This is a genomic window from Paludisphaera mucosa, assembly GCF_029589435.1.
GTDB lineage: Bacteria > Planctomycetota > Planctomycetia > Isosphaerales > Isosphaeraceae > Paludisphaera > Paludisphaera mucosa.
This window is the reverse complement of sequence record NZ_JARRAG010000002.1, coordinates 1,448,101-1,467,568: the sequence shown is the minus strand read 5'-3', so window position 1 is coordinate 1,467,568 and position 19,468 is coordinate 1,448,101. Positions and strand designations below refer to the sequence as shown.

The window sequence follows — 19,468 nt, the reverse complement described above, 5'->3', positions numbered from 1 at the left end:
TCGCCCCGCATCCGCGACGGAGTTTTCGCGGGGGCGTCAGTCGGCCAGCTTCAGGTCCTTGACCTTGGCGGCGACGTCCTCGGCGGCCTTCGCGACGTTGATGTTCTTGTCGATCCCCTTGATGACGCCCTGCTTGTCGATGTAGAACGTCCAGCGCTCGGGGACGGCGCGGCCCTCGTGGACGACGCCGTAGGCCTTGGCGACGTCCTTGCTCGGGTCGCTGAGGATCGGGTAGTCGGCGTTGAGCGACTCGGCGAACTTCTTGTTGTAGTCGGCCTCGTCGACGCTCGCCGTGAAGTAGGCCACCTTCAGGCCCTTCAGCGACTCGCCCGCCCCGGCGAACGACTGGCACTCCTTGGTGCAGCCCGGCGTGAACGCCTTGGGATACCAGGCCAGGACGACGCCGCTCTTGCCCTTGTAGTCGGCCAGGGCGTGCGTCTTTCCGTCCGAGCCTTGCAGCGCGAACGCCGGCGCGGGGTCGCCCACCTTGAGGTCGCCCGCCCGTGCGAACGTCGCCGACGCCGCCGCGATCCCCAGGCCCAACAGCGCGATCCTTCGAAACATGCCGTCCTCCAGCCCCGGATCCGGGGCGATTCGATGCCGATCTTGGGAAATGCCGTCGTCCCCGATCATGCCAAGCTCGGCGGGCCGAGACAACAGGGGCCCCGGCCGCCCCCCCCTCCGGCCCGCGCGCTCTTGTCAATCTCGGCCCCGGCCCGGATCATGGGATGAGGGCGCTCTCGGCGGGGCGACGACGCCCGCAAACGCCAGGGGGGTTCGACGTCCGATGCAGTGGAACGACAGGGTTTACGGGCGCGTCCAGGTCGACGACCCGGAGATCCTGGACCTGATCGAGGGGCCGACCTTCCAGCGGCTCCGGGGGATCCGCCAGGCGGGGCCGTCGGCGATCGCCTTCCCGTTCAAGAACGTCACCCGGTTCGAGCACAGCCTGGGCGTCTTTATCCTGCTGCGCCGCCTGGGCGCGCCCCTCAAGGAGCAGGTGGCGGGCCTGCTGCACGACGTCTCGCACACGGCCTTCTCGCACGCGGTCGACTTCCTGGTGACCTCGGCCGAGCAGGACCACCACGAGAGCCTCAAGCCGATCCTGCTGCGCCGGCCCGACGTCGTCGCGGCCCTCGACCGCCTGGGGTTCGTTCCCGAGGACTTCTTCGACGACTCCCGCTACCCGCTGCTCGAACGCCCGCTGCCGTGGCTCTGCGCCGACCGCCTCGACTACTTCCTCCGCGACGGGATCGCCTGCCAGGCCGTGCATGCCGACCACGCCGCGCGAATCCTGGGGGCGGCGGCGGTGGTCGATTCGACGATCGTCTTCACCGACCCGGACGTCGCCCGGCTGGCGGCCGGCCTGTTCGACGTGATGAACCGCGACTGGTGGGCCAGCGACGTCGAGGCCTACATCTACAACGAGTTCGCCGACGCGCTCCGCATCGCCTTCCGCCAGGGCGCGCTCGCCGAGGACGACCTGCTCAGCGAGGACGACAAGGTCCTCGCCAAGCTCGACGCCGCGCGGATCCCGGCCGTCGACGCCGTCCTCTCCCGGATCCGCCGATTCGACCCCGCCTTGGCCGAGGACTACGCCCCCCGGATCGCCCCCAAGCAGCGCCGGATCGACCCGCCGGTGCAGGTCGGATCAGGATTTCAGCGCCTGTCGCACTTGCATTGACGCATCACGCGGTTCAGCGTAGTTTTTCGGAGTCGGGCCGACCGGCGTCCGTCGCGGCAGCTCGACTCTCAGCTTTTGAAAGCGGTCTCGCTCGACGAATGGGAGCGCGGCCGACCTCTCCTGGACATGGAGATGCACCATGACCTGTTCAAGGAAGAACTCCCTGCTCGTTCGGCTCGCGCCGACCTTCCTCATCCTGCTCCTGCTCGCCGCGGCCTCCGCCCGCGGGGCCTTGATCCGCTACGACTTCGGGGGATCCTTCACCGAGATGACGGCGTCGGGGCCGTGGCCCGCCGACCCGCGATTCACCGGGACCTTGATCTACGACGACGCCGTCCCGCTCGGGCCCGCGACTCGCGACGTGTTCGGTGCCACGGTGCGCCGGTACGAATCGGGGACTCATCGGACTTCGGCCCCGGTCGCGGACGGGACGAGGCTCGAAATTCGGATCGCCGGCCGATCGGTCGCGCCGATCTCAACCGGGCTGACCGGCGGCCTGACCACCCGAATCATCGACGGCCAGCCGGCCGCAGTCATGTCGTTCAACAGCCACCCCTTCGAAGCGTCCGGCGGTTACCGGGGGCTCTCGATCGACTTCCAGGCGACGAACCCGTCGCTGTTTGCGGATGGGAAACTGCCGGCGGGTCTGAAGCTCCCAGACCTCGCGAGTGCGGGAATCTCGCTGTCCGGAGTCATGTACGGCGACTTCGACTACGGCAGCTCCTTCATGTACATGGGGACCATCGACACGCTGACCGCCACGCCCGTCCCCGAGCCGACCTGGACCATCGCGGCCCTGCTGGGCGCGGGCCTGGTGTTCCGGCGGCGATTCCGGGCCGGTTGAGCGGGCGCTCCGCCACGTCCGGCCCGGGTCATCGGGAGCGGCCTGTCGGGGCCTCGCTCGCCCCAGAGGCCCGCAGGGTGATGTGGCGGAGCCAGGCGGGGTCGGCGGCGGGGTAGTCGGCGCGGGAGTGGACGCCGCGGGACTCGGTGCGCTCGGCGGCGGCGGCGATCATCAGGCGGGCGGTGGTGAGCATGTTCTGGATGGCCCAGCCGGCGGGGTCGTCGAAGTCGTGGGGCAGGATGTAGCGGCACCAGCGGTCGACCTGGCGGGCGGCGTCGGCCAGCCCTTCGGCGTCGCGGGTGATGCCCATCCGCCGCCACATCAGGGCCCGCAGCGACTTGCGGAGGTCGTCCAGGTCGATCGCCGGCCGGCGCTCGCGGGCCGTGGCGATGGCGATCGGCGGGACCTCGAGCTGCCAGGGACCGCTCGCGTCCAGGTGGGCGGCGACGTCCTCGGCGACGCGGGCGCCGAAGACCAGGCCTTCGAGCAGGCTGTTGGAGGCCAGCCGATTCGCGCCGTGGAGGCCCGAGCTGGAGACCTCTCCGGCCGCCCAGAGGCCGTCGAGCGAGCTGCGGCCGCGGTCGTCGACGGTCACGCCGCCGATCATGTAGTGCGCCCCGGGGCAGACGGGGATGAGGTCGCGGGTGATGTCCAGGTCGAAGCCGCGGCAGAGGCGGTCGATGCCGGGGAACCGGCCGCGGATGAAGTCGGCGTCGAGGTGCGAGAGGTCGAGGTAGACGTTGGGGTGCCGCGTCTTGGCCATCTGGGCGGCGATGGCCTGCGAGACCGCGTCGCGCGGGGCCAGCTCGGCCCGGGGGTCGTAGTCGGGCATGAAGCGGTGGCCGTGGCAGTCGCGCAGGTAGGCGCCCTCGCCGCGAAGGGCCTCGGTCAGCAGGTGCCGCGCCGAGCCGGCGAGGTAGAGCACCGTGGGGTGGAACTGCATGAACTCCATGTCGCGCAGCTCGACCCCGGCGCGGTAGGCCATCGCGTGGCCGTCGGCCGTGGCGATCGACGGGTTCGTGGTCTCGCGGAAGAGCTGCCCCGCGCCCCCCGTGGCCAGCACGACGGCCCGCGCCCAGACCAGGGCGAACCCCCGGCGCTTGTCCCAGACCAGCACGCCGCGGCAGCGGCCGTCGAGCGTCAGCAGGTCGACGGTCGTGCAATTCTGCCAGATGCGGACGCTCTTGCGCGCCCGGGCCTGGCCGATGATCGCGCGCATGATTTCGCGGCCGGTCTCGTCGCCCAGGGCGTGGACGATCCGGGCGTGGGAATGCCCCCCCTCGCGGCCGAGGGCGACGTGGCCGTCGACCGTGTCGAAGTGGGTGCCGAGGTCCATCAGCTCGCGGATCCGATCGGGGGCCTCACGGACGACGACGTCGACGACGTGGGCGTCGCAGAGCCCCTTGCCGGCGGAGAGGGTGTCGGCGATGTGGTCCTCGACGCGATCCTCGGGGTCCATCACCCCGGCGATCCCCCCCTGGGCGTAGCTGCTGTTGCTCTCGCGGACCTCGTCCTTGGTCACCACCAGCACCCGCGCCGAGGCCGGGACCCCGAGCGCCGCGCGGAGGCCGGCGATGCCGCCGCCGACCACCACGACGTCGGTGAAGTGGTGGGGCAGCTCGCGAGGGTCGAAGTCGACGAGATAGCGCCGGGGCAAGGGCAGGGGGATGGTCATCGCTGAGGGTCGCCTGGGCGGGAGTGGATGGCTCGGATCGGGAGAGGGCGGGATGTAAGCGGCGCCCCGCCGTCGCGACGCGTCCCACTCCCCTGGTGGGAGAAGGTGGCCGAAGGCCGGATGAGGGAGGCCGTCAAGGCGGACGAGGCGTCGACGGCGTCTGGTGCGTCGCCCCCTCATCCGCCCCTGCGGGGCACCTTTTCCCCCCGAGGGGAGAAGGATGCTCGGCGTCGGCTTCTTGATCGATCCTCCCCTCATCCGGCGAGGGGAAGGGGCTCAGCGGGCGCCGCCGCTCGGGGCCGGCCGGGACGGCCGCGCGGGCGAGCCGGGGCGGCGGGAGAGGGCGTTCTTGTAGCCTTCGACCTTGCCGCGGAACTCGGCGGGAGGCGCGAAGCGGATGCCCTCCTGGTTGTCGCGGATCTCGTCCTGGGCCGTCGCCCCTCGCTCCTTGATGGTCTTGCTCGACGACCGGGCGCGGTCGCCCAGGCCGGGGAGCCCGGGCTCGGCCCGGACCCCCTCGCCGGACTGGCCGGGCTTGATCTCGATCTCGCGGCCGGGGCCGGCGGGCTCCGACTTGAGCTTCTCGTACTGCTTGACGAACTGCTCCATCTCGGTCCGACTCATGCCGGTCTCGGCTTCCAGCTCGGACGTGTCGGTCTTCTTGTCGAGCAGGTCGCGGATCGTCCGGAGCACCAGCTCCGACTGGGGCTGGTCGCGGGGAGCGATCGTCTCGCCGTTGGCGTCCTCACGCTCCTTGACCGGGGCGACAGGCTCGTCCTCTTGAGGCGGAAGCGCCCCCGAACCCGCCGCCCCGCCCGGCTTGCCACCGCCGGTCGAGCTTGTGTTCGGCTGCCCGCCCGTCCCTCCGGCCCCTGGCTTGCCACCGCCCTGCGGTTGGCCACCAGGCTGCGCCCCCTCTTTGCCGCCCTGTTGAGCGCCTTCCTTGCCGCCTTGCTCCCCCTCTTTGCCGCCCTGATGAGCGCCTTCCTTGCCGCCCTGCGCCCCCTCTTTGCCGCCCTGCTGAGCGCCTTCCTTGCCGCCCTGCTCCCCCTCTTTGCCGCCCTGCTGAGCGCCTTGCAGCGCCCTGCCCTGCGCCCCCTCTTTGCCGCCCTGCTGGCGCCTTCCTTGCCGCCCTGCTCCCCCTCTTTGCCGCCCTGCTGAGCGCCTTCCTTGCCGCCCTGCGCCCCCTCTTTGCCGCCCTGCTGAGCGCCTTCCTTGCCGCCCTGCGCCCCCTCTTTGCCGCCCTGCTGAGCGCCTTCCTTGCCGCCCTGCTGAGCGCCTTCCTTGCCGCCTTGCTGAGCGCCTTCTTGACTGCCCTGCTGAGCCCCCTCCTTGGGACTTTGCTGCGACCCCTCATTTGCGCCCTGTTGAGCGCCTTCCTTGCCGCCCTGCTGTTGTTCGCCGGAAGGTGAAGAGGACGGGTCGGACGGCCGCTGCGGGGGCGATTCATCCTTGGGCTGAGGGTTCTTGGGGTCGGCCGGCTGCGGCGAGGGCTCCTCGGCGGCGCCGTCCTCGGGCTTCGCCTTCTTCTCGGCGGGCTTCTGCGGGTCCTTGGGCTGGGGGGACTGGTACTTCTTCTGTTCGTCCTTCTTGGCGGCGTCCTTGGTCGCGTCTTTCTTCGTGGCGTCCTGGGTCGCGGCCTTCTTAATCTCGGGCTTGTCGCCGGGGGCCGGCTTGGGCTGGTCTTTGGGGGTCCCCTTCGTCTGGGGATCCTTGGGAGCATCCTTCGGCGCGGCCTGATCGCCCGGCTGAGCCTGATCTTCGGGGCGTGCGGCGTCCTTGGCGGCGTCGCGCGGGGCGTTCGGATCCTGGGGCCGCGGATTGGTGCGGGCCTTGGGATCGGCCTGCTCGGGCCGGGCCGCGGCGTCATCCTTGGCCGGATTCGCCGGGTCGGGCTTGCCAGGCTCGTTCCTGGGCTGGGCGTCCTTGGGATCGGCCGTTTCGGGCTTGGCTCCGTTCGGAGCCTCCTCGGGCTTCATCGCGCCGGGCTCGCCCGCGGGCTTCGTCTGGTCTTTGCGGACGCCGTCCTTGGTCTGCGCGTCTTTCTTCTGGGCGTCGGCCGCCTGGGCGCGCGGATCTTGATTGGCCTTCGGCTTCGCGCCGTCGGGCTGGGGACGACCGTCCTCGGACGGCTTCGCGCCGTTGGGCTGGTCCCTGGGATCATCGGTCGGCGATTTCTCCATCCCCGGTTGGGGAGGGTTCTTGGGATCGCCGGGCTGGCCGCCCTGGGGATTCTTGGGACCGTCGGGGCGGGGCTCGCCGGGTTTCCCCTGGTCGCCGCGGGCCTGAGTCTTCGGATCCGAAGGCGTACCGGGCTTGTCGGCCGGATCCGTGGAAGCGTCGGGCTTGCCCGAATCGTCGCCGGGCCTGGCCTGCGTCGAGTTGGCCTTCGGGGCGCCGGACGGGTTCGACTCGCCCGGCTTCGACCCCGGCTTGGCCGAGCCCGGATCGGCCGGATTCGACGAATCGCCGGGCTTGCCTGGCGTCTCGTTTTCCTTGTCGCCGGAAGGCTTGTCGCCGGGCCGGCCGGTCGGCCCCGGTTTGCCTTTCGGGGCCTGATCGCCGGGCTTCGGATCGCCCGGCTTCCCGGACGGGTTCTGAGTATCAGCGGTGCCGTCCGGCTTCGAATCGGTCGGCTTGCCACCCGGCTGTTGGTCGCCGGGTTGGCTGCTGGGTTTCGGGTCCCCGGGCTTACCGCCGGGCTTCGAATCGCCCGGGTCGCTCATCGGTTTCTGGTCCCCCGGGTTGCCGCCGGGCTTCGGATCGCTCGGCTTGCCGGCGGGATCCTGGCTCCCAGACTGGCCGCCCGGCTTCGGGTCGCCGGGCTCGCCGCTCGGCTTCGGAGCTGCGGGATTCGCGCCGGGGTCTTGGTCGCCGGGCTTGCCGGCCGGCGTCGATCCCGCCGGCTTGCCGCCTGGCTTCGGATCGCTCGGCTTGCCGGACGGGTCCTGATCGCCGGGCTTGCCTGCCGGCTTCGGGTCGCCGGCCTGGTTCGGGTTGCGGCCCTGGGTCGCGTCGGGCTTGCCGCCCGATTGCGGATCGGTCGGCTTCTGGTCGCCGCGCTGGCCGCCCTGCTCGTCGCCGGCGTTGGGCTGGTCGCCCGGCTTCCCGGTCGGGTCCGCGCCGGCGGCCGGCTTATCGCCAGGCTTGCCGGCCGGATTCGCGCCGGGGTTGGGCTTGTCGCCGGGCTTGCCGGCCGGATTGGGATCTCCGGGGTTGTTCCGGGCGTCGGGCTTGCCGGGCTCGTCGGCGCCGGCCGGCTGGTTGGGCGCGTTCCCAGGCTCCTTGGCGTCGGCCGGATCGCCGGGCTTGCCCCCCGGGGGCCGGTCGCCTGGTTTGGTCTGAGGCTGGTCGTTGCGACCGCCCGGGTTCGTCGCGGCCTGGGGGTTGGACGGGTTCCCGGCGGGCTGGCGCGGGCCGGGGTCGCCGGGCTTGGTCTGGGGCGGATTCCCGTCGTTCGAGGGCTTCGCGTTCGGCTCGCGGTCGCCCTCCTTGACCTCGCCGCCGGGGTTGTTCGCGCCGGGCTCGCCCTGGGGCTGACGCGGGGGCGGGTTCGCGCCCGGTTGGCCGCCGTTGGGCTGCTCCATGCGGGGACGCTCGCCGGTCGGGGCGTTCTGGGGATCGTCGTTGCTGGGCTGCTTGCCGTCGCGACGGCCGCCGGGCGAGGGCTTCTCGCCGGGCTTGCCGGGTTCGGGTTTCAGGAGGCCCTGCTTCTGGAAGGCCTCCTGGAATTTCCGCATCTTGGCGTCGGCGGCGGCCTGCTCGGGGTTCCCGGCGTCGTCGTCGGCGGAGCCGGGCTGGGGATCGCCGGGTTTCGGGGGCTGGTCGGGATCCTGGGGCGGCTCGTTGGGGGCGTTCCCGCCGCGGTCGGCGGGTCCGGGATGGTCTTCGCCACCGGCGCCGCTCTCGGGGACGCTGTCGCGCGGGGGCTCCTGCTCGGGCCCCTCGGCGCCGCCCGGCTGGCCGCCCTGGGTGGGATCGGCGGGCTGCGGGGGCTGGTTCTGCTGGGCCTCGCGGGCTTCCTTCTCGCGGCGCTCGCGGTCCTCGGCCTGCTGACGCTCGATCTCCTGCTTCTCCTTGACCGCGACGGGCTCGCCGACCTCGATGGTCTGGCGCTGGGTCTCGATGCGGTTGGAGGTCGGCTCGCGGTTGTCGCGGACGGCCAGCCAGTAAGTCAGGGTCGAGCCGGCGGGGACCTTGAGCTGCTCCAGGTTCAGGGTCTCGGCCGCCTCGAAGGCGGTGAGCGGGGGCCGGCCTTCGAGCACGTTCTTGGTGACGAGCGGGTCGTCGCCCAGCAGGACGTGGAGCGTGGCGTCCTTGACGCCGTGGTCGTCGTCGCCGGCCATCACCAGGTCGACCGGGACGTTCGCCGGGACCCGGACGGCGGACCGCTCGGGCTTGAGGAACTTGGCCGCCGGCTGACGGTCGGGGATCGCCTGGATGTCGTAGGCGACCGGGTTGGGGTTGAGCTGGCCGCCGGTCGTGCGGAAGTTGACCGTGTACATGCCGATCTTCTCGACCTTGAACTTGCCGGTCAGCTCGCGGGCGTCGGCGTCGGAGACGGTCATCCCGGCCGACGCGCCGGTGGTCAGGTTCAGCGAGCCCGCCTTGGCCGGCTCGCTGGTGCGGGCGTGGACCGTGACGATGGTCCCCTCGACGGCCTCGACGTGGCCGCCCTCGACGTGGGTGCGGGGCGGGACGCCGGTGTAGCGGGGGAACTCGTAGTCGACGGCGACCGAGTCGACCATCGGCGCGGCGATGACCTTCAGCTCGTAGTGGAGCGACTCGGCGTCGTTGGCCGTGACGTAGTAGTCCAGGCTCTGCTGGAGGTTCGTCAGGGTCGTCGACCAGGGGTCGTAGTAGTTCTTGCCGGCCTCGAACTCCTTGACCGCGTAGAACTTGCCGCCGTCGGCGCTGTAGTGGAGCTTGACCTTCTCGGGCCGGACGCCCTGGACGTCGACCGAGAACGCCACGTGCGACCCGGCGACGATCTCGGACAGCGCGGCGTCGTCGCCCGGCCGGATGTTCACCAGCTTGGTGTTGGTGGGCCGGACCACGTCGGCGAGGAACGCGCGCTTGGTCGAGTCGAGGATGCTCTTGGGCGTGATCGCGGCGTAGATGCAGAAGGCGACGATGACGCCGCAGAGCGCGTAGGCCGTCTGCATGGCCCGCCGCTGGTCGACGACGTCGTCCAGCTCGACGTGCGTCAGGTCGGCGACCGCGCGGGACTCGAGCGCGGCCATGACGTTCTTGGAGACCTTCGTCGGGTCGCGGCGGATCTCCAGGTAATTGATCAGGCTGTTCTTGATCCCCCCGTCGGCCCCCTCGATCGTCTTCGCGGCGTAGATCGTGTTGATCGAGAGCAGGAGCGGGCGGAGGATCCGCATCATCACGAACCCCGCGGCCGAGACCGTCCCGGCGATCAGGATGATCCGCCGCACGAAGGCGGGCAGGCCGAAGGCGTGGTCGAGCACGACCTCGATCAGGAGCGTCAGCGCGACGCCGACCGCCAGGACCAGGCAGGCGGTGACCAGGTCGGTGTACTTGATCCGCCGCCGCGTCAGGGCGATCTGGTGCTCGATGAACTCCTTGTAGTCCAGGAGCTTGCCCTGCGTCCGAGTCTGGGCGCCGACGGTCATGCCTGTACTCCCTGGATGTGACGACCCGGATCCGCCGCGAAAGGTCCGTGCATTATACGTCGCCGACGACCGGAAAGAACGGCCACCTCCCCCCGAATCCTTTCGGGGCCGGGCTCAGGCCCACTCGACCTCGCGGGCCCCGGGGACGACCTCGCCGATGATCCACGCGGGGATGCCGGCCTTCTGCTCCAGGTGGCGGACGATCGACTCGGCGTAGTAGTCGGCCGCGACGACCACCATGCCGATCCCCATGTTGAAAACGCGAAACATCTCGTCGTCGGCCACGCCGCCCAACCGCTGGAGCCAGGGGAAGATCGGCGGGACCGTCCACGAGCCCCGCTTCAGCCGCATGCCGCAGCCCTCGGGGAGGATCCGCGGCGGGTTGTCGATCAGGCCGCCGCCCGTGATGTGGGCGATGCCGTGGATGATCCGCTTGACCCGGTAGTGGCGGTAGACTTCCTTGAGCGCCCGGGTGTAGATCCGGGTCGGCTGGAGCAGCTCGTCGGCGACGGTCCGGCCCAGCTCCTCGACGCGGTCGTCGAGCTTCAGCCCGGCGTGGTCCAGGACGATCTTCCGGGCCAGGCTGTAGCCGTTGGAATGCAGCCCCGACGACGCCAGGCCGATCACCTTGTCGCCGACGCGGATCTCCTCGCCCTTGAGCAGGTAGCGGCGCTCGACGACCCCCAGGCAGAAGCCGGCGAGGTCGTATTCGCCGGGCTGGTAGAACTCGGGAAGGATGGCCGTCTCGCCGCCGATCAGGGCGCATTCGGCCTCGATGCAGCCGTCGGAGATCCCCTTGACGACCTGGGTCGTCAGCTCGGGGTCGTCCTTGCTCATGGCCACGTAGTCGAGGAAGATCAGCGGCTCGGCCCCGGCGCAGAGGCAGTCGTTGACCGACATCGCGACCAGGTCGATCCCCACCGTGTCGTGCCGGCCGGTCGCCACCGCGAGCTTCAGCTTCGTCCCGACGCCGTCGGTCGAGGCCACCAGGACCGGGTCGCGGTAGGTCCGCGAGAGCAGGCCGATGCGGGCGTCGAGCCGGAAGAGCCCGGCGAACCCGTCCTTCCACTCCATCACCCGGGGCGTGAACGTCCGGCGCATCAGGGGGGGGAGGCGGGCCATCGTCTCGTCATAGGTGGTCAGGTCCACGCCCGCCGATCGATAATTCAGTGGCTCGCTCATGTCCGTCCGGTCGCTGGAACCAAGGTGGGTCGCCGCCCGAAGTCGATGCTCCGAAGGGAGAATCATCGCCGAGCGGCGGCGGCGGCGACAAGGCGCCTTCGCGACGGCCGCCCGTGCTTGATCGATCCACTCGCGCGGGATAGATTAAGGTTCCCCGGGCCGAACGGCGAGGTTTCGGCCGGCGTACCGCACCCACCCCTTTTTTCGGTCCCGACGGACCACCCCGGTCCCGAGATCCGGAGGAGAACCAACATGAAGCGGAATTGGTTTGTCCTGGCCGCGTGCCTGGCCCTCGGCCTCGGACTGGGCGTGACGGCCGTCTCCCGGTCGGCCGACGACGACGAGACCCCGCTCGGCAAGATCATGGAGAAGGTGCAGAAGCACAAGGCGACCATCACCAAGGGCGTCCGCAACGTCGCCTCCTACAAGAAGTCGCAGGAGGACATCGAGAAGTCCGCCAAGGAATGGTCCAAGCTCGCCAAGGAATCCAAGCCCCTCAACGACGCCGTCAAGGCGGCCAAGAACCAGCCCGAACCCCAGAAGAAGTGGGACGAGCTGATGGACCTGTGGGGCAAGGAATCCGACAAGCTCGCCGAGCTCGCCGCCAAGGCCGACTCGACCCAGAAGGACGCCAAGGACCAGCTCAACACCATCAACAAGACCTGCACCGAATGCCACCAGGTCTTCCGCGTCGACGCCGAGGCCGACAAGTTCTGAGGCATACGGCGCTAGTCGCCGGATCGTCGAGCGCGCCCTCGACGGCCTTCCCTCGCGGGGGGAAGGCCGTCGAGGCCCGGACTCAGGGAGAGACCTGGCTCGTCGCCATCCGGCCCTCCCGGCCGCCTTCTCCCGGGGGGGGAGAAGGGTTTAAAGTCCAATCGCCCCTCACCTTGCGACAAGGCCCTGCGGCGTGACACCCGATCCCTTCGTGCTCACGCTGCCGACCGTTCATGAGAACCTGGCGTTCGACGAGGCCATGCTGGTCGACGCCGACGAGCGCGACGGGCCGCCGACGATGCGGCTCTGGGAGCAGGCGGACTTCGCCGTGGTGCTGGGCTCCTCGCGGCGGCTGGCCGACGAGGTCGACATAGGGCGCTGCCGCGAGGACGGGGTTGCGGTCGCGCGGCGGACCAGCGGCGGGGGGACCGTCCTGATCGGCCCCGGCGCGCTTAATGCAACGGTCGTCCTGCCGATGGATTACGCTCCCGAGCTCGTCACGGTCGACGGGGCCCAGGCGTACGTGCTGGGACGGGTCGCCGACGCGCTCCGGGAGCGGGGTCCCGCCGTCGAGGTCCGGGGGTCGGGCGACCTGACCGTCGCCGGCCGGAAATTCTCCGGCAGCGCCCAGCGCAGGTTGCGGCGACGGCTGATGGTGCATGCGACGATCCTTTACGATTTTCCGATCGCGCGGATCGCCCGGTATTTGCGGATCCCGGGGCGTCAGCCCGATTATCGGGGGGGCCGGACGCACGAGGACTTCTTGATGAATCTCGCCTTGGGGCGTAGAATTTTAATCGAATCGATCCGCTCGGCGTGGTCCCCCTCCAATCTCCTCACTACGACGTCGGATGTCCCACAAGATCTCCTCGAAACTCTGCGATCGGAGAAGTTCTCCGACCGATCTTGGATCGAGCGACTATGACGCCATGGCGATGGAGTCGCCTGCGGTGATGCGACCAGGTCGAGCCGCGATGGTCTTGGGGGCGTCCCCGACGCCCGCAACGCCCCCGCGCGCGCGCCGGAACCCACGATCGAAACCCCGAATCCAGCCGGACGGCCCCGCCCGCGGGACGGTCCGCGCCCCCGGATCCGGCCTACCTCCGTCTAGTCCGCGGCTCGCCCCCAGGCCGAATCGGCCGGGCCGGCCAGGAGATCCATTTCGATGACACCCACGTCGGTCGTGAGCCGGGCGAACCTGGAACTGGTCGAGGACTACCAGCGTCGCTGGCGCGAAGACCCCGGCTCGGTCGACGAGTCGTGGCGGAACTTCTTCGAGGGCTACGACCTCGGCGCCTCGCTCCTGAACCCCGAGGCCGCGGCCTTCGGCTCGTCGCCGCCCCCGGCCCAGCAGGCCGTCAAGGCCGTCACCCGGCTGGTCGACGCCTACCGCGAGATGGGCCACAACCTCGCCGACCTCGACCCCCTGAAGCTCACCCCCCGCCGCCAGTCCGACGAGCAGCTCGAGCTGGCGAGCTTCGGCCTCTCGGAGGCCGACCTCGACCGCGACTTCTACAGCAAGCTCGGGGCCGAGAGCCACGGCACCCTGCGCGAGATCCTCAAGGTCCTGCGCGAGACGTACTGCCGCACCATCGGCGTCGAGTTCATGCACATCCGCGACCTGGAGATCCGCCGCTGGCTCTTCGAGCGGATGGAGCCGGTGCGCAACCACCCCCGCTTCGACCTCAAGCAGAAGCGGCGGATCATCTACAAGCTGAACGAAGCCGAGCTGTTCGAGACCTTCCTGCACAAGAACTTTGTCGGCCAGAAGCGGTTCTCGCTCGAAGGGGGCGAGATGCTGATCCCGCTGCTCGACGCGATCATCGAGCGCGGCGGCTCGCGGGGGGTGCAGGAGATCGTGATGGGGATGCCCCACCGCGGCCGGCTCAACGTGCTGGCGAACATCCTGCACAAGCCTTACGGCCTGATCTTCAGCGAGTTCGAGGGGAACATGCCCGAGACGGTCGCCGGCGACGGCGACGTCAAGTACCACCTGGGCTTCTCGGCCGACCACGTCACCCAGGACCGCCAGACGGTCCACCTGACGCTGACGCCCAACCCCAGCCACCTGGAGGCCGTCGACCCGGTGGTCGAGGGCCGGATGCGGGCCAAGCAGCGGCAGTCGAAGGACGCCCTGCGGAAGGCCGGCGTGCCGATCCTGATCCACGGCGACGCCGCGTTCGCCGGCCAGGGCCTGGTCGCCGAGACGCTCAACCTGTCGCAGCTCCCCGGCTACCGGACCGGCGGCACGATCCACGTCGTCGTCAACAACCAGATCGGCTTCACGACCTCGCCCAGCGAGGGTCGGTCGACGCGCTACTGCACCGACGTCGCCAAGATGATCGAGGTGCCGATCTTCCACGTCAACGGCGAGGACCCCGAGGCCGTCGTCTACGTCGGCGAGCTGGCGATGGACTTCCGCCAGCAGTTCGGCCGCGACGTCGTGATCGACATGGTCTGCTATCGCCGTCACGGCCACAACGAGGGCGACGAGCCGGGGTTCACCCAGCCCCTGATGTACGACAACATCAAGAACCGGATCAGCATCCGCGAGCTCTACACCGAGCAGCTCGTGATGTCGGGCGAGCTGTCGAGCAAGGAGGCCGAGACCATCGCCGAGACCTTCGCCGACAAGCTCGGCCAGGTGCTCGAAGAGGTCAAGCGCGAGGGGATCGAGCCCCGCACGGTCTCGCCCGGCTACGCCTCGGGGCCCTGGTCGGAGCTGACGCCCAAGTTCTCGTTCGAGCCGGTCGAGACGGGCGTCTCGTACGAGACGCTCAAGGAGGTCACGGCCGTCTACGCCGACCCGCCGGGGGGCTTCACCCCCAACCACAAGCTCGTCCGGATCTTCCAGAACCGCGTCAAGACGGTCGAGGAGCGCGGGGCCGTCGAGTGGTCGCACGCCGAGGCCCTGGCCTTCGGGTCGCTCCTGAAGGAGGGGACGCCGGTGCGGCTCAGCGGCCAGGACAGCCGCCGGGGCACGTTCAGCCAGCGGCACGCCGTCCTGATCGACCAGATGACCGCCCAGCCCTGGGTCCCGCTCAACAACCTGGGCTCGGGCCAGGCCCAGTTCTGCGTCTACGACAGCCTGCTCTCCGAGGCCGCGGTGCTCGGCTTCGACTACGGCTACTCGCTCGACGAGCCCAACATGCTGATCATGTGGGAGGCCCAGTTCGGCGACTTCGCCAACGGCGCCCAGGTGATCGTCGACCAGTTCATCGCCTCGGCCGAGTCGAAGTGGGGCCGGGGCAGCGGCCTGGTCATGCTCCTGCCGCACGGCTACGAGGGGCAGGGGCCCGAGCACTCGAGCGCCCGCCTGGAACGCTTCCTCCAGCTCTGCGCCGAGGAGAACATCCAGGTCTGCGTGCCGTCGACCCCGGCGCAGTACTTCCACATGCTGCGGCGGCAGGTGCGGCGGAACTTCCGCAAGCCGCTGATCGTCATGACCCCCAAGAGCCTGCTCCGCCGCAAGGAGTGCGTCTCGCCCGTCGACCAGCTCGTCGTGGGGGGCTTCCACGACGTCCTCGACGACCCGACCGCGCCCAAGTCGGCCCGTCGGCTCCTGCTCTGCTCGGGCAAGGTCTACTTCGACCTGGCCGCCAAGCGGGCCGAGGTCGGCAAGGGGGGCGACGTCGCGATCGTCCGCCTGGAGCAGCCCTACCCGTTCCCGGCCGAGGAGCTGAAGCGGATCCTCGACGGCTACCCCGACGTCCGCGACTGGGCCTGGGTCCAGGAAGAGTCGCAGAACATGGGCGCCTGGACGTTCGTCGCCCCGAGGCTGGAGGAGCTGATGGGCTTCCCCTTCCAGTACGTCGGCCGCGACGCCAGCGCCAGCCCGGCCACCGGATCGAAGCTGGTGCACGACCGCGAGCAGGCCGAGCTGGTCGAGGCGGCCGTCGGCGCCGCGGTCCCGCACCTCGTGTCCGCCACCCCCGCCCGCGCCCTGGCCGCCGCCGGGTCGCGGCAAGGAGTCCGTTGAACGATGTCCGCCGTTCCGATCAGCGTCCCCGGCGTCGGTGAATCGATCTCCGAAGGCATCCTGGCGAAGTGGCTCGCCGCCGACGGCTCGGCGGTGAAGGCCGGCGACCCGCTCTTCGAGCTGGAGACGGACAAGGCGACCAACGTCGTCCCCGCGCCGGCGTCGGGCGTCCTCAAGGTGCAGGCGGCCGAGGGCGACACCGTCGCCATCGGTGCCACCGTCGGCGTCATCGACCCGTCCGGCGCCCCCGCCGCCGCCAAGGCCGCGCCCGAGAAAACCGAGGCCAAACCCGCCCCGGCCGCCCCCGCCGCGCCCGCGACCGGTGCCGACGGGGCCGAGCACCTGTCGCCCGCCGTACGCCGGATCGTCGCCGAGGAGGGCGTCGACCCGGCCTCGGTCGAAGGGACGGGCAAGGGGGGCCGCGTCACCAAGGGGGACGTCCTCGCCCGCGTCGAGTCGGGCCCCGTCGCCCCGGCCCCGACGTCGGCCCCGGCCCCCGCGGCCAAGGCCCCCGCTCCGGCGCCGGCCCCGACCGTCGCCGCCCCGAAGCCCGCCGCCCGCGCCGGTCGCGAGACCCGCGAGCGCATGAGCGGCCTCCGCCAGCGGATCGCCCAGCGCCTGGTCGAGGCCCAGCACACGGCCGCCATCCTGACGACCTTCAACGAGGTCGACCTGACCCGCGTCATGGCGACGCGGACCAAGTACAAGGAGGCGTTCCAGAAGGCCCACGGGACCTCGCTGGGCTTCATGTCGTTCTTCGTCAAGGCGACGATCGAGGCCCTCAAGGCGTTCCCGGCGGTCAACGCCCGGATCGAGGGGCTGGAGATCGTCTACCAGAACTACTACAACATCGGCGTGGCCGTCAGCACCGAGCGGGGCCTGATGGTCCCGGTGATCCGCGACGCCGACGCCCTGTCGTTCGCAGAGATCGAGAAGGCGATCGGCGTCTTCGCCGACAAGGCCCGCAAGGGGACCATCGGGGTCGACGACCTGCAGGGCGGCACCTTCACGATCACCAACGGCGGCGTCTTCGGCTCGCTCGTCTCGACGCCGATCCTCAACCCGCCCCAGAGCGCCATCCTGGGGATGCACGCGATCAAGAAGCGGCCCGTCGTCGTCGACGACCAGATCGTCATCCGGCCGATGATGTACCTGGCCCTGTCGTACGACCACCGGCTCATCGACGGTCGCGAGGCCGTCAGCTCGCTCGTCCGCATCAAGGACTGCCTCGAAGACCCCGAGCGGATGCTCCTGTCGCTCTGACGAGAATCGAAAGTCGGCCTCGGACCGGTCCCGCGCGGGCCCGTCCGAGGCTGGCCTGTTTTCAACCCAGGCCTCGTTAGGCGGTAGAAAGCCTCCTCGTGACGTCACCTGCGGAACTGCTGGATCTCGTCGCGGACCGCGACTCCCTCATCGCACTTGTGAAAGTGCTGGCGGCGGAACGGGCCGAGGCCGCCGAGATCGAGCGGGCCGCCCCACAGACCTATGTGCTGGACGGGGCGCACGGCTGGAAGAATGCCGGGATCGACGATTTCCTCCTGGCGTCGCTCGTCTATTTCGAGCCGAAACCCTACCACTCTCCCGAGTCGGAACCGAGTTGGCGGATGTTCGCCGAGTTCCTTTGGTACGGCAAGATCTATGAATAGAATAGCCCTGGCAGCCTGACCTTGCGTCGTCGCGTAACGCCTGGTTTCGAGTCGAGGACACTCGGTACGTCGTCATCATGAGCACCGTCGATGAGATCGAAGACGCCATCCGCAAGCTCCCGGATGAGGACCTGGCCGCGCTTCGCGCCTGGTTCGCCGAGTTCGACGCCGCGGTCTGGGACCGCCAGTTGGAGAGGGACGTCGCCGAAGGTCGGCTGGATGCGCTGGCCGACGAGGCCCTTCGCGACTGGCGAGAGGGGCGTTGCACCGACCTGTGAACCACCGCGCGACCCCGAGGTTCTGGTCCTGCTATCGTCGACTGCCCGACGAGGCCCGACGGCTGGCCGACTCCTGTTATGAGCTGCTCCGCCAGGACTCTCGGCATCCTTCCCTCCATTTCAAGAGGGTCGATCGACTCTGGTCCGTCCGGGTCGGTCTACACTATCGAGCCCTGGCGATCGAAGACGGCTCCGATCTGATCTGGTTCTGGATCGGCACGCACGCCGAGTACGATCGCTTGCTCGGCCGTTGAATCAATGGTTTCCCTCGGCGGGACGTCCGTCGAGCCTGGTTGCTAGAGAGAAACGAGGAACCCGCGGTGGCGGAACGGTACGACCTGGTGGTGATCGGGGCGGGCCCCGGCGGTTACGTGGCGGCGATCCGGGCGGCGCAGCTCGGCATGAAGGTCGCCTGCGTCGAGAAGGCCGACGCCCTGGGCGGCACCTGCCTGCGGATCGGCTGCATCCCCAGCAAGGCGCTCCTGGACTCCAGCGAGCTGTTCCACCTGGCCGAGTCCAAGTTCGCCAAGCACGGCATCAAGCTCGACAACCTGGGCGTCGACCTCGTCGCGATGCACAAGCGCAAGGACGGGGTCGTCAAGGGCCTGACCGACGGCGTCGCCTACCTCTTCAAGAAGAACAAGATCACCCCCGTCTTCGGGACGGCGAAGCTGACCTCGCCGACGACCGTGCAGGTCCCCGGGAAAGACGGCAAGACGGTCGACCTCGAGGCCGGACACATCCTGCTGGCCACCGGCTCCGAGCCGATCAACCTGCCGTTCCTGCCGTTCGACGGCCAGACGGTCGTCGGCTCGACCGAGGCCCTCGCCTTCGACGCGGTGCCCAAGCACCTGGTCGTCGTCGGCGGCGGCGCCATCGGCCTGGAGCTGGGCTCGGTCTGGCGTCGCCTGGGGGCCAAGGTCACGGTGATCGAGTTCCTGCCCCGGATCGTGCCGTCCTCGGACGTCGAGATCGGCGAGCTGCTGCGCAAGGCCCTCGTCAAGCAGGGGCTCGAATTCCACCTGGAGACCAAGGTCACCGGCGCGGAGGTCAAGCCCGACGGCGCGGTCGTCACGGCGCAGAACAAGGCCGGCGAGACCCTCTCGTTCACCTGCGACAAGATCCTCGTCTCCGTCGGCCGTCGCGCCTACAGCGCGGGGCTGGACCTGGAGAAGGCCGGCGTGCAGGCCGACCCGAAGACCGGCAAGGTCCCCGTCGACGCCCACTTCCGCACCAACGTCCCGACCATCTCCGCCATCGGCGACCTGATCGCCGGGCCGATGCTCGCGCACAAGGCCGAGGACGAGGGGGTGGCCTTCGCCGAGCTGCTGGCGGGCAAGGCGGGGCACGTCGACTACGACACGATCCCCAACGTCGTCTACACCTGGCCCGAGCTGGCGAGCGTGGGCCGGACCGAGGAGCAGCTGAAGGAGCAGGGGGTCGAGTACAAGGTCGGCAAGTCGATGTTCCTCGCCAACGGCCGGGCCAAGGCGATGGACGAGACCGAGGGGGTCGTGAAGCTCCTCGCCGACGCCAAGACCGACCGCCTGCTGGGCGCGCACATCGTCGGCGCCCGGGCCAGCGACATGATCGCCGAGCTGGTCGCGGTGATGGAGTTCGGCGGCTCGTCCGAGGACGTCGCCCGCACCAGCCACGCCCACCCGACCCTCAGCGAGGTCGTCCGCGAGGCCGCCATGGCCGTCGAGAAGCGGTCGATCAGCGGCTGATCCGCAGATCCCGAACCCCCCGGCGCGGCCGGTCCGACTCCGCCGCTTGCAACCCGCGCCGGGGCGTGTAGACTGATCGTACATACACGCCAGCCCG

Annotated in this window: 15 protein-coding genes; 10 read left to right on the top strand and 5 right to left on the bottom strand. The window is 70.1% G+C overall.

Features of this window, described 5'->3' with window-relative positions; genetic code table 11:
* Positions 1-36: 36 nt before the first annotated feature.
* A complete protein-coding gene (locus PZE19_RS15405; protein ID WP_277861520.1) occupies positions 37-564 on the bottom strand; it encodes a peroxiredoxin in 528 nt (175 codons plus the stop codon).
* 223 nt (positions 565-787) lie between these two features.
* Here PZE19_RS15405 and PZE19_RS15400 point away from each other — a divergent pair, with 223 nt between their 5' ends.
* Positions 788-1,684, top strand: coding sequence for an HD domain-containing protein (locus tag PZE19_RS15400; RefSeq protein WP_277861519.1), 897 nt, complete (start codon positions 788-790; stop codon positions 1,682-1,684).
* Positions 1,685-1,823: 139 nt separating this feature from the next.
* Positions 1,824-2,528 carry a hypothetical protein gene (locus PZE19_RS15395; RefSeq protein ID WP_277861518.1) on the top strand — a complete coding sequence of 235 codons (705 nt, stop codon included), beginning with the start codon at positions 1,824-1,826 and terminating at the stop codon, positions 2,526-2,528.
* A gap of 28 nt (positions 2,529-2,556) precedes the next feature.
* Here PZE19_RS15395 and nadB read toward each other — a convergent pair whose 3' ends face one another.
* From nadB to purM, 4 genes are all read right to left on the bottom strand, one after another.
* Positions 2,557-4,203, bottom strand: a complete 1,647-nt coding sequence (gene nadB, locus PZE19_RS15390) for an L-aspartate oxidase (protein WP_277861517.1) — start codon at positions 4,201-4,203, stop codon at positions 2,557-2,559.
* A 276-nt stretch (positions 4,204-4,479) separates the two neighbouring features.
* A complete protein-coding gene (locus PZE19_RS15385) occupies positions 4,480-4,896 on the bottom strand; it encodes a hypothetical protein (RefSeq protein WP_277861516.1) in 417 nt (138 codons plus the stop codon).
* Complete coding sequence (locus PZE19_RS15380; protein ID WP_277861515.1) at positions 4,824-9,842, bottom strand: hypothetical protein; 5,019 nt, start codon at positions 9,840-9,842, stop codon at positions 4,824-4,826. The genes PZE19_RS15385 and PZE19_RS15380 overlap by 73 nt, the downstream gene beginning before the upstream one ends.
* Before the next feature lie 114 nt (positions 9,843-9,956).
* Entirely contained in the window at positions 9,957-11,024 is a 1,068-nt protein-coding gene (gene purM / locus PZE19_RS15375; RefSeq protein ID WP_277861514.1) for a phosphoribosylformylglycinamidine cyclo-ligase, read from the bottom strand.
* Positions 11,025-11,276: 252 nt separating this feature from the next.
* On the opposite strand from purM, the gene PZE19_RS15370 reads away from it, so the two are divergent.
* The 8 genes from PZE19_RS15370 to lpdA all read left to right on the top strand — a co-directional run bounded on the left by PZE19_RS15370 (position 11,277) and on the right by lpdA (position 19,371).
* Entirely contained in the window at positions 11,277-11,741 is a 465-nt protein-coding gene (locus PZE19_RS15370) for a cytochrome c (protein ID WP_277861513.1), read from the top strand.
* A gap of 193 nt (positions 11,742-11,934) precedes the next feature.
* A complete protein-coding gene (locus PZE19_RS15365) occupies positions 11,935-12,666 on the top strand; it encodes a lipoate--protein ligase family protein (RefSeq protein ID WP_277861512.1) in 732 nt (243 codons plus the stop codon).
* Between the two features lie 240 nt (positions 12,667-12,906).
* Complete coding sequence (locus PZE19_RS15360; RefSeq protein ID WP_277861511.1) at positions 12,907-15,720, top strand: 2-oxoglutarate dehydrogenase E1 component; 2,814 nt, start codon at positions 12,907-12,909, stop codon at positions 15,718-15,720.
* A gap of 3 nt (positions 15,721-15,723) precedes the next feature.
* On the top strand, positions 15,724-16,983 hold the full coding sequence (gene odhB, locus PZE19_RS15355; RefSeq protein WP_277861510.1) for a 2-oxoglutarate dehydrogenase complex dihydrolipoyllysine-residue succinyltransferase: 1,260 nt from the start codon (positions 15,724-15,726) through the stop codon (positions 16,981-16,983).
* A 98-nt stretch (positions 16,984-17,081) separates the two neighbouring features.
* On the top strand, positions 17,082-17,366 hold the full coding sequence (locus tag PZE19_RS15350) for a hypothetical protein (RefSeq protein WP_277861509.1): 285 nt from the start codon (positions 17,082-17,084) through the stop codon (positions 17,364-17,366).
* A gap of 77 nt (positions 17,367-17,443) precedes the next feature.
* Entirely contained in the window at positions 17,444-17,644 is a 201-nt protein-coding gene (locus PZE19_RS15345; protein WP_277861508.1) for a hypothetical protein, read from the top strand.
* Positions 17,641-17,898 (top strand): ParE family toxin-like protein, encoded by a 258-nt coding sequence (locus tag PZE19_RS15340; protein WP_368411361.1) that lies wholly within the window; start codon positions 17,641-17,643, stop codon positions 17,896-17,898. The genes PZE19_RS15345 and PZE19_RS15340 overlap by 4 nt, the downstream gene beginning before the upstream one ends.
* Positions 17,899-17,964: 66 nt before the next feature.
* Positions 17,965-19,371: a dihydrolipoyl dehydrogenase gene (gene lpdA, locus PZE19_RS15335; RefSeq protein WP_277861506.1), complete on the top strand. Its 1,407-nt coding sequence runs from the start codon at positions 17,965-17,967 to the stop codon at positions 19,369-19,371.
* Positions 19,372-19,468 lie beyond the last annotated feature (97 nt).

What these genes read in the sequence shown, in the direction of transcription:
- purM (WP_277861514.1), bottom strand. Translation starts at nt 11,024, where the DNA reads ATGAGCGAGCCACTGAATTATCGATCGGCGGGCGTGGACCTGACCACC.
- PZE19_RS15370 (WP_277861513.1), top strand. Translation starts at nt 11,277, where the DNA reads ATGAAGCGGAATTGGTTTGTCCTGGCCGCGTGCCTGGCCCTCGGCCTC.
- nadB (WP_277861517.1), bottom strand. Translation starts at nt 4,203, where the DNA reads ATGACCATCCCCCTGCCCTTGCCCCGGCGCTATCTCGTCGACTTCGAC.
- PZE19_RS15395 (WP_277861518.1), top strand. Translation starts at nt 1,824, where the DNA reads ATGACCTGTTCAAGGAAGAACTCCCTGCTCGTTCGGCTCGCGCCGACC.
- PZE19_RS15380 (WP_277861515.1), bottom strand. Translation starts at nt 9,842, where the DNA reads ATGACCGTCGGCGCCCAGACTCGGACGCAGGGCAAGCTCCTGGACTAC.
- PZE19_RS15405 (WP_277861520.1), bottom strand. Translation starts at nt 564, where the DNA reads ATGTTTCGAAGGATCGCGCTGTTGGGCCTGGGGATCGCGGCGGCGTCG.
- PZE19_RS15345 (WP_277861508.1), top strand. Translation starts at nt 17,444, where the DNA reads ATGAGCACCGTCGATGAGATCGAAGACGCCATCCGCAAGCTCCCGGAT.
- odhB (WP_277861510.1), top strand. Translation starts at nt 15,724, where the DNA reads ATGTCCGCCGTTCCGATCAGCGTCCCCGGCGTCGGTGAATCGATCTCC.
- PZE19_RS15360 (WP_277861511.1), top strand. Translation starts at nt 12,907, where the DNA reads ATGACACCCACGTCGGTCGTGAGCCGGGCGAACCTGGAACTGGTCGAG.
- PZE19_RS15400 (WP_277861519.1), top strand. Translation starts at nt 788, where the DNA reads ATGCAGTGGAACGACAGGGTTTACGGGCGCGTCCAGGTCGACGACCCG.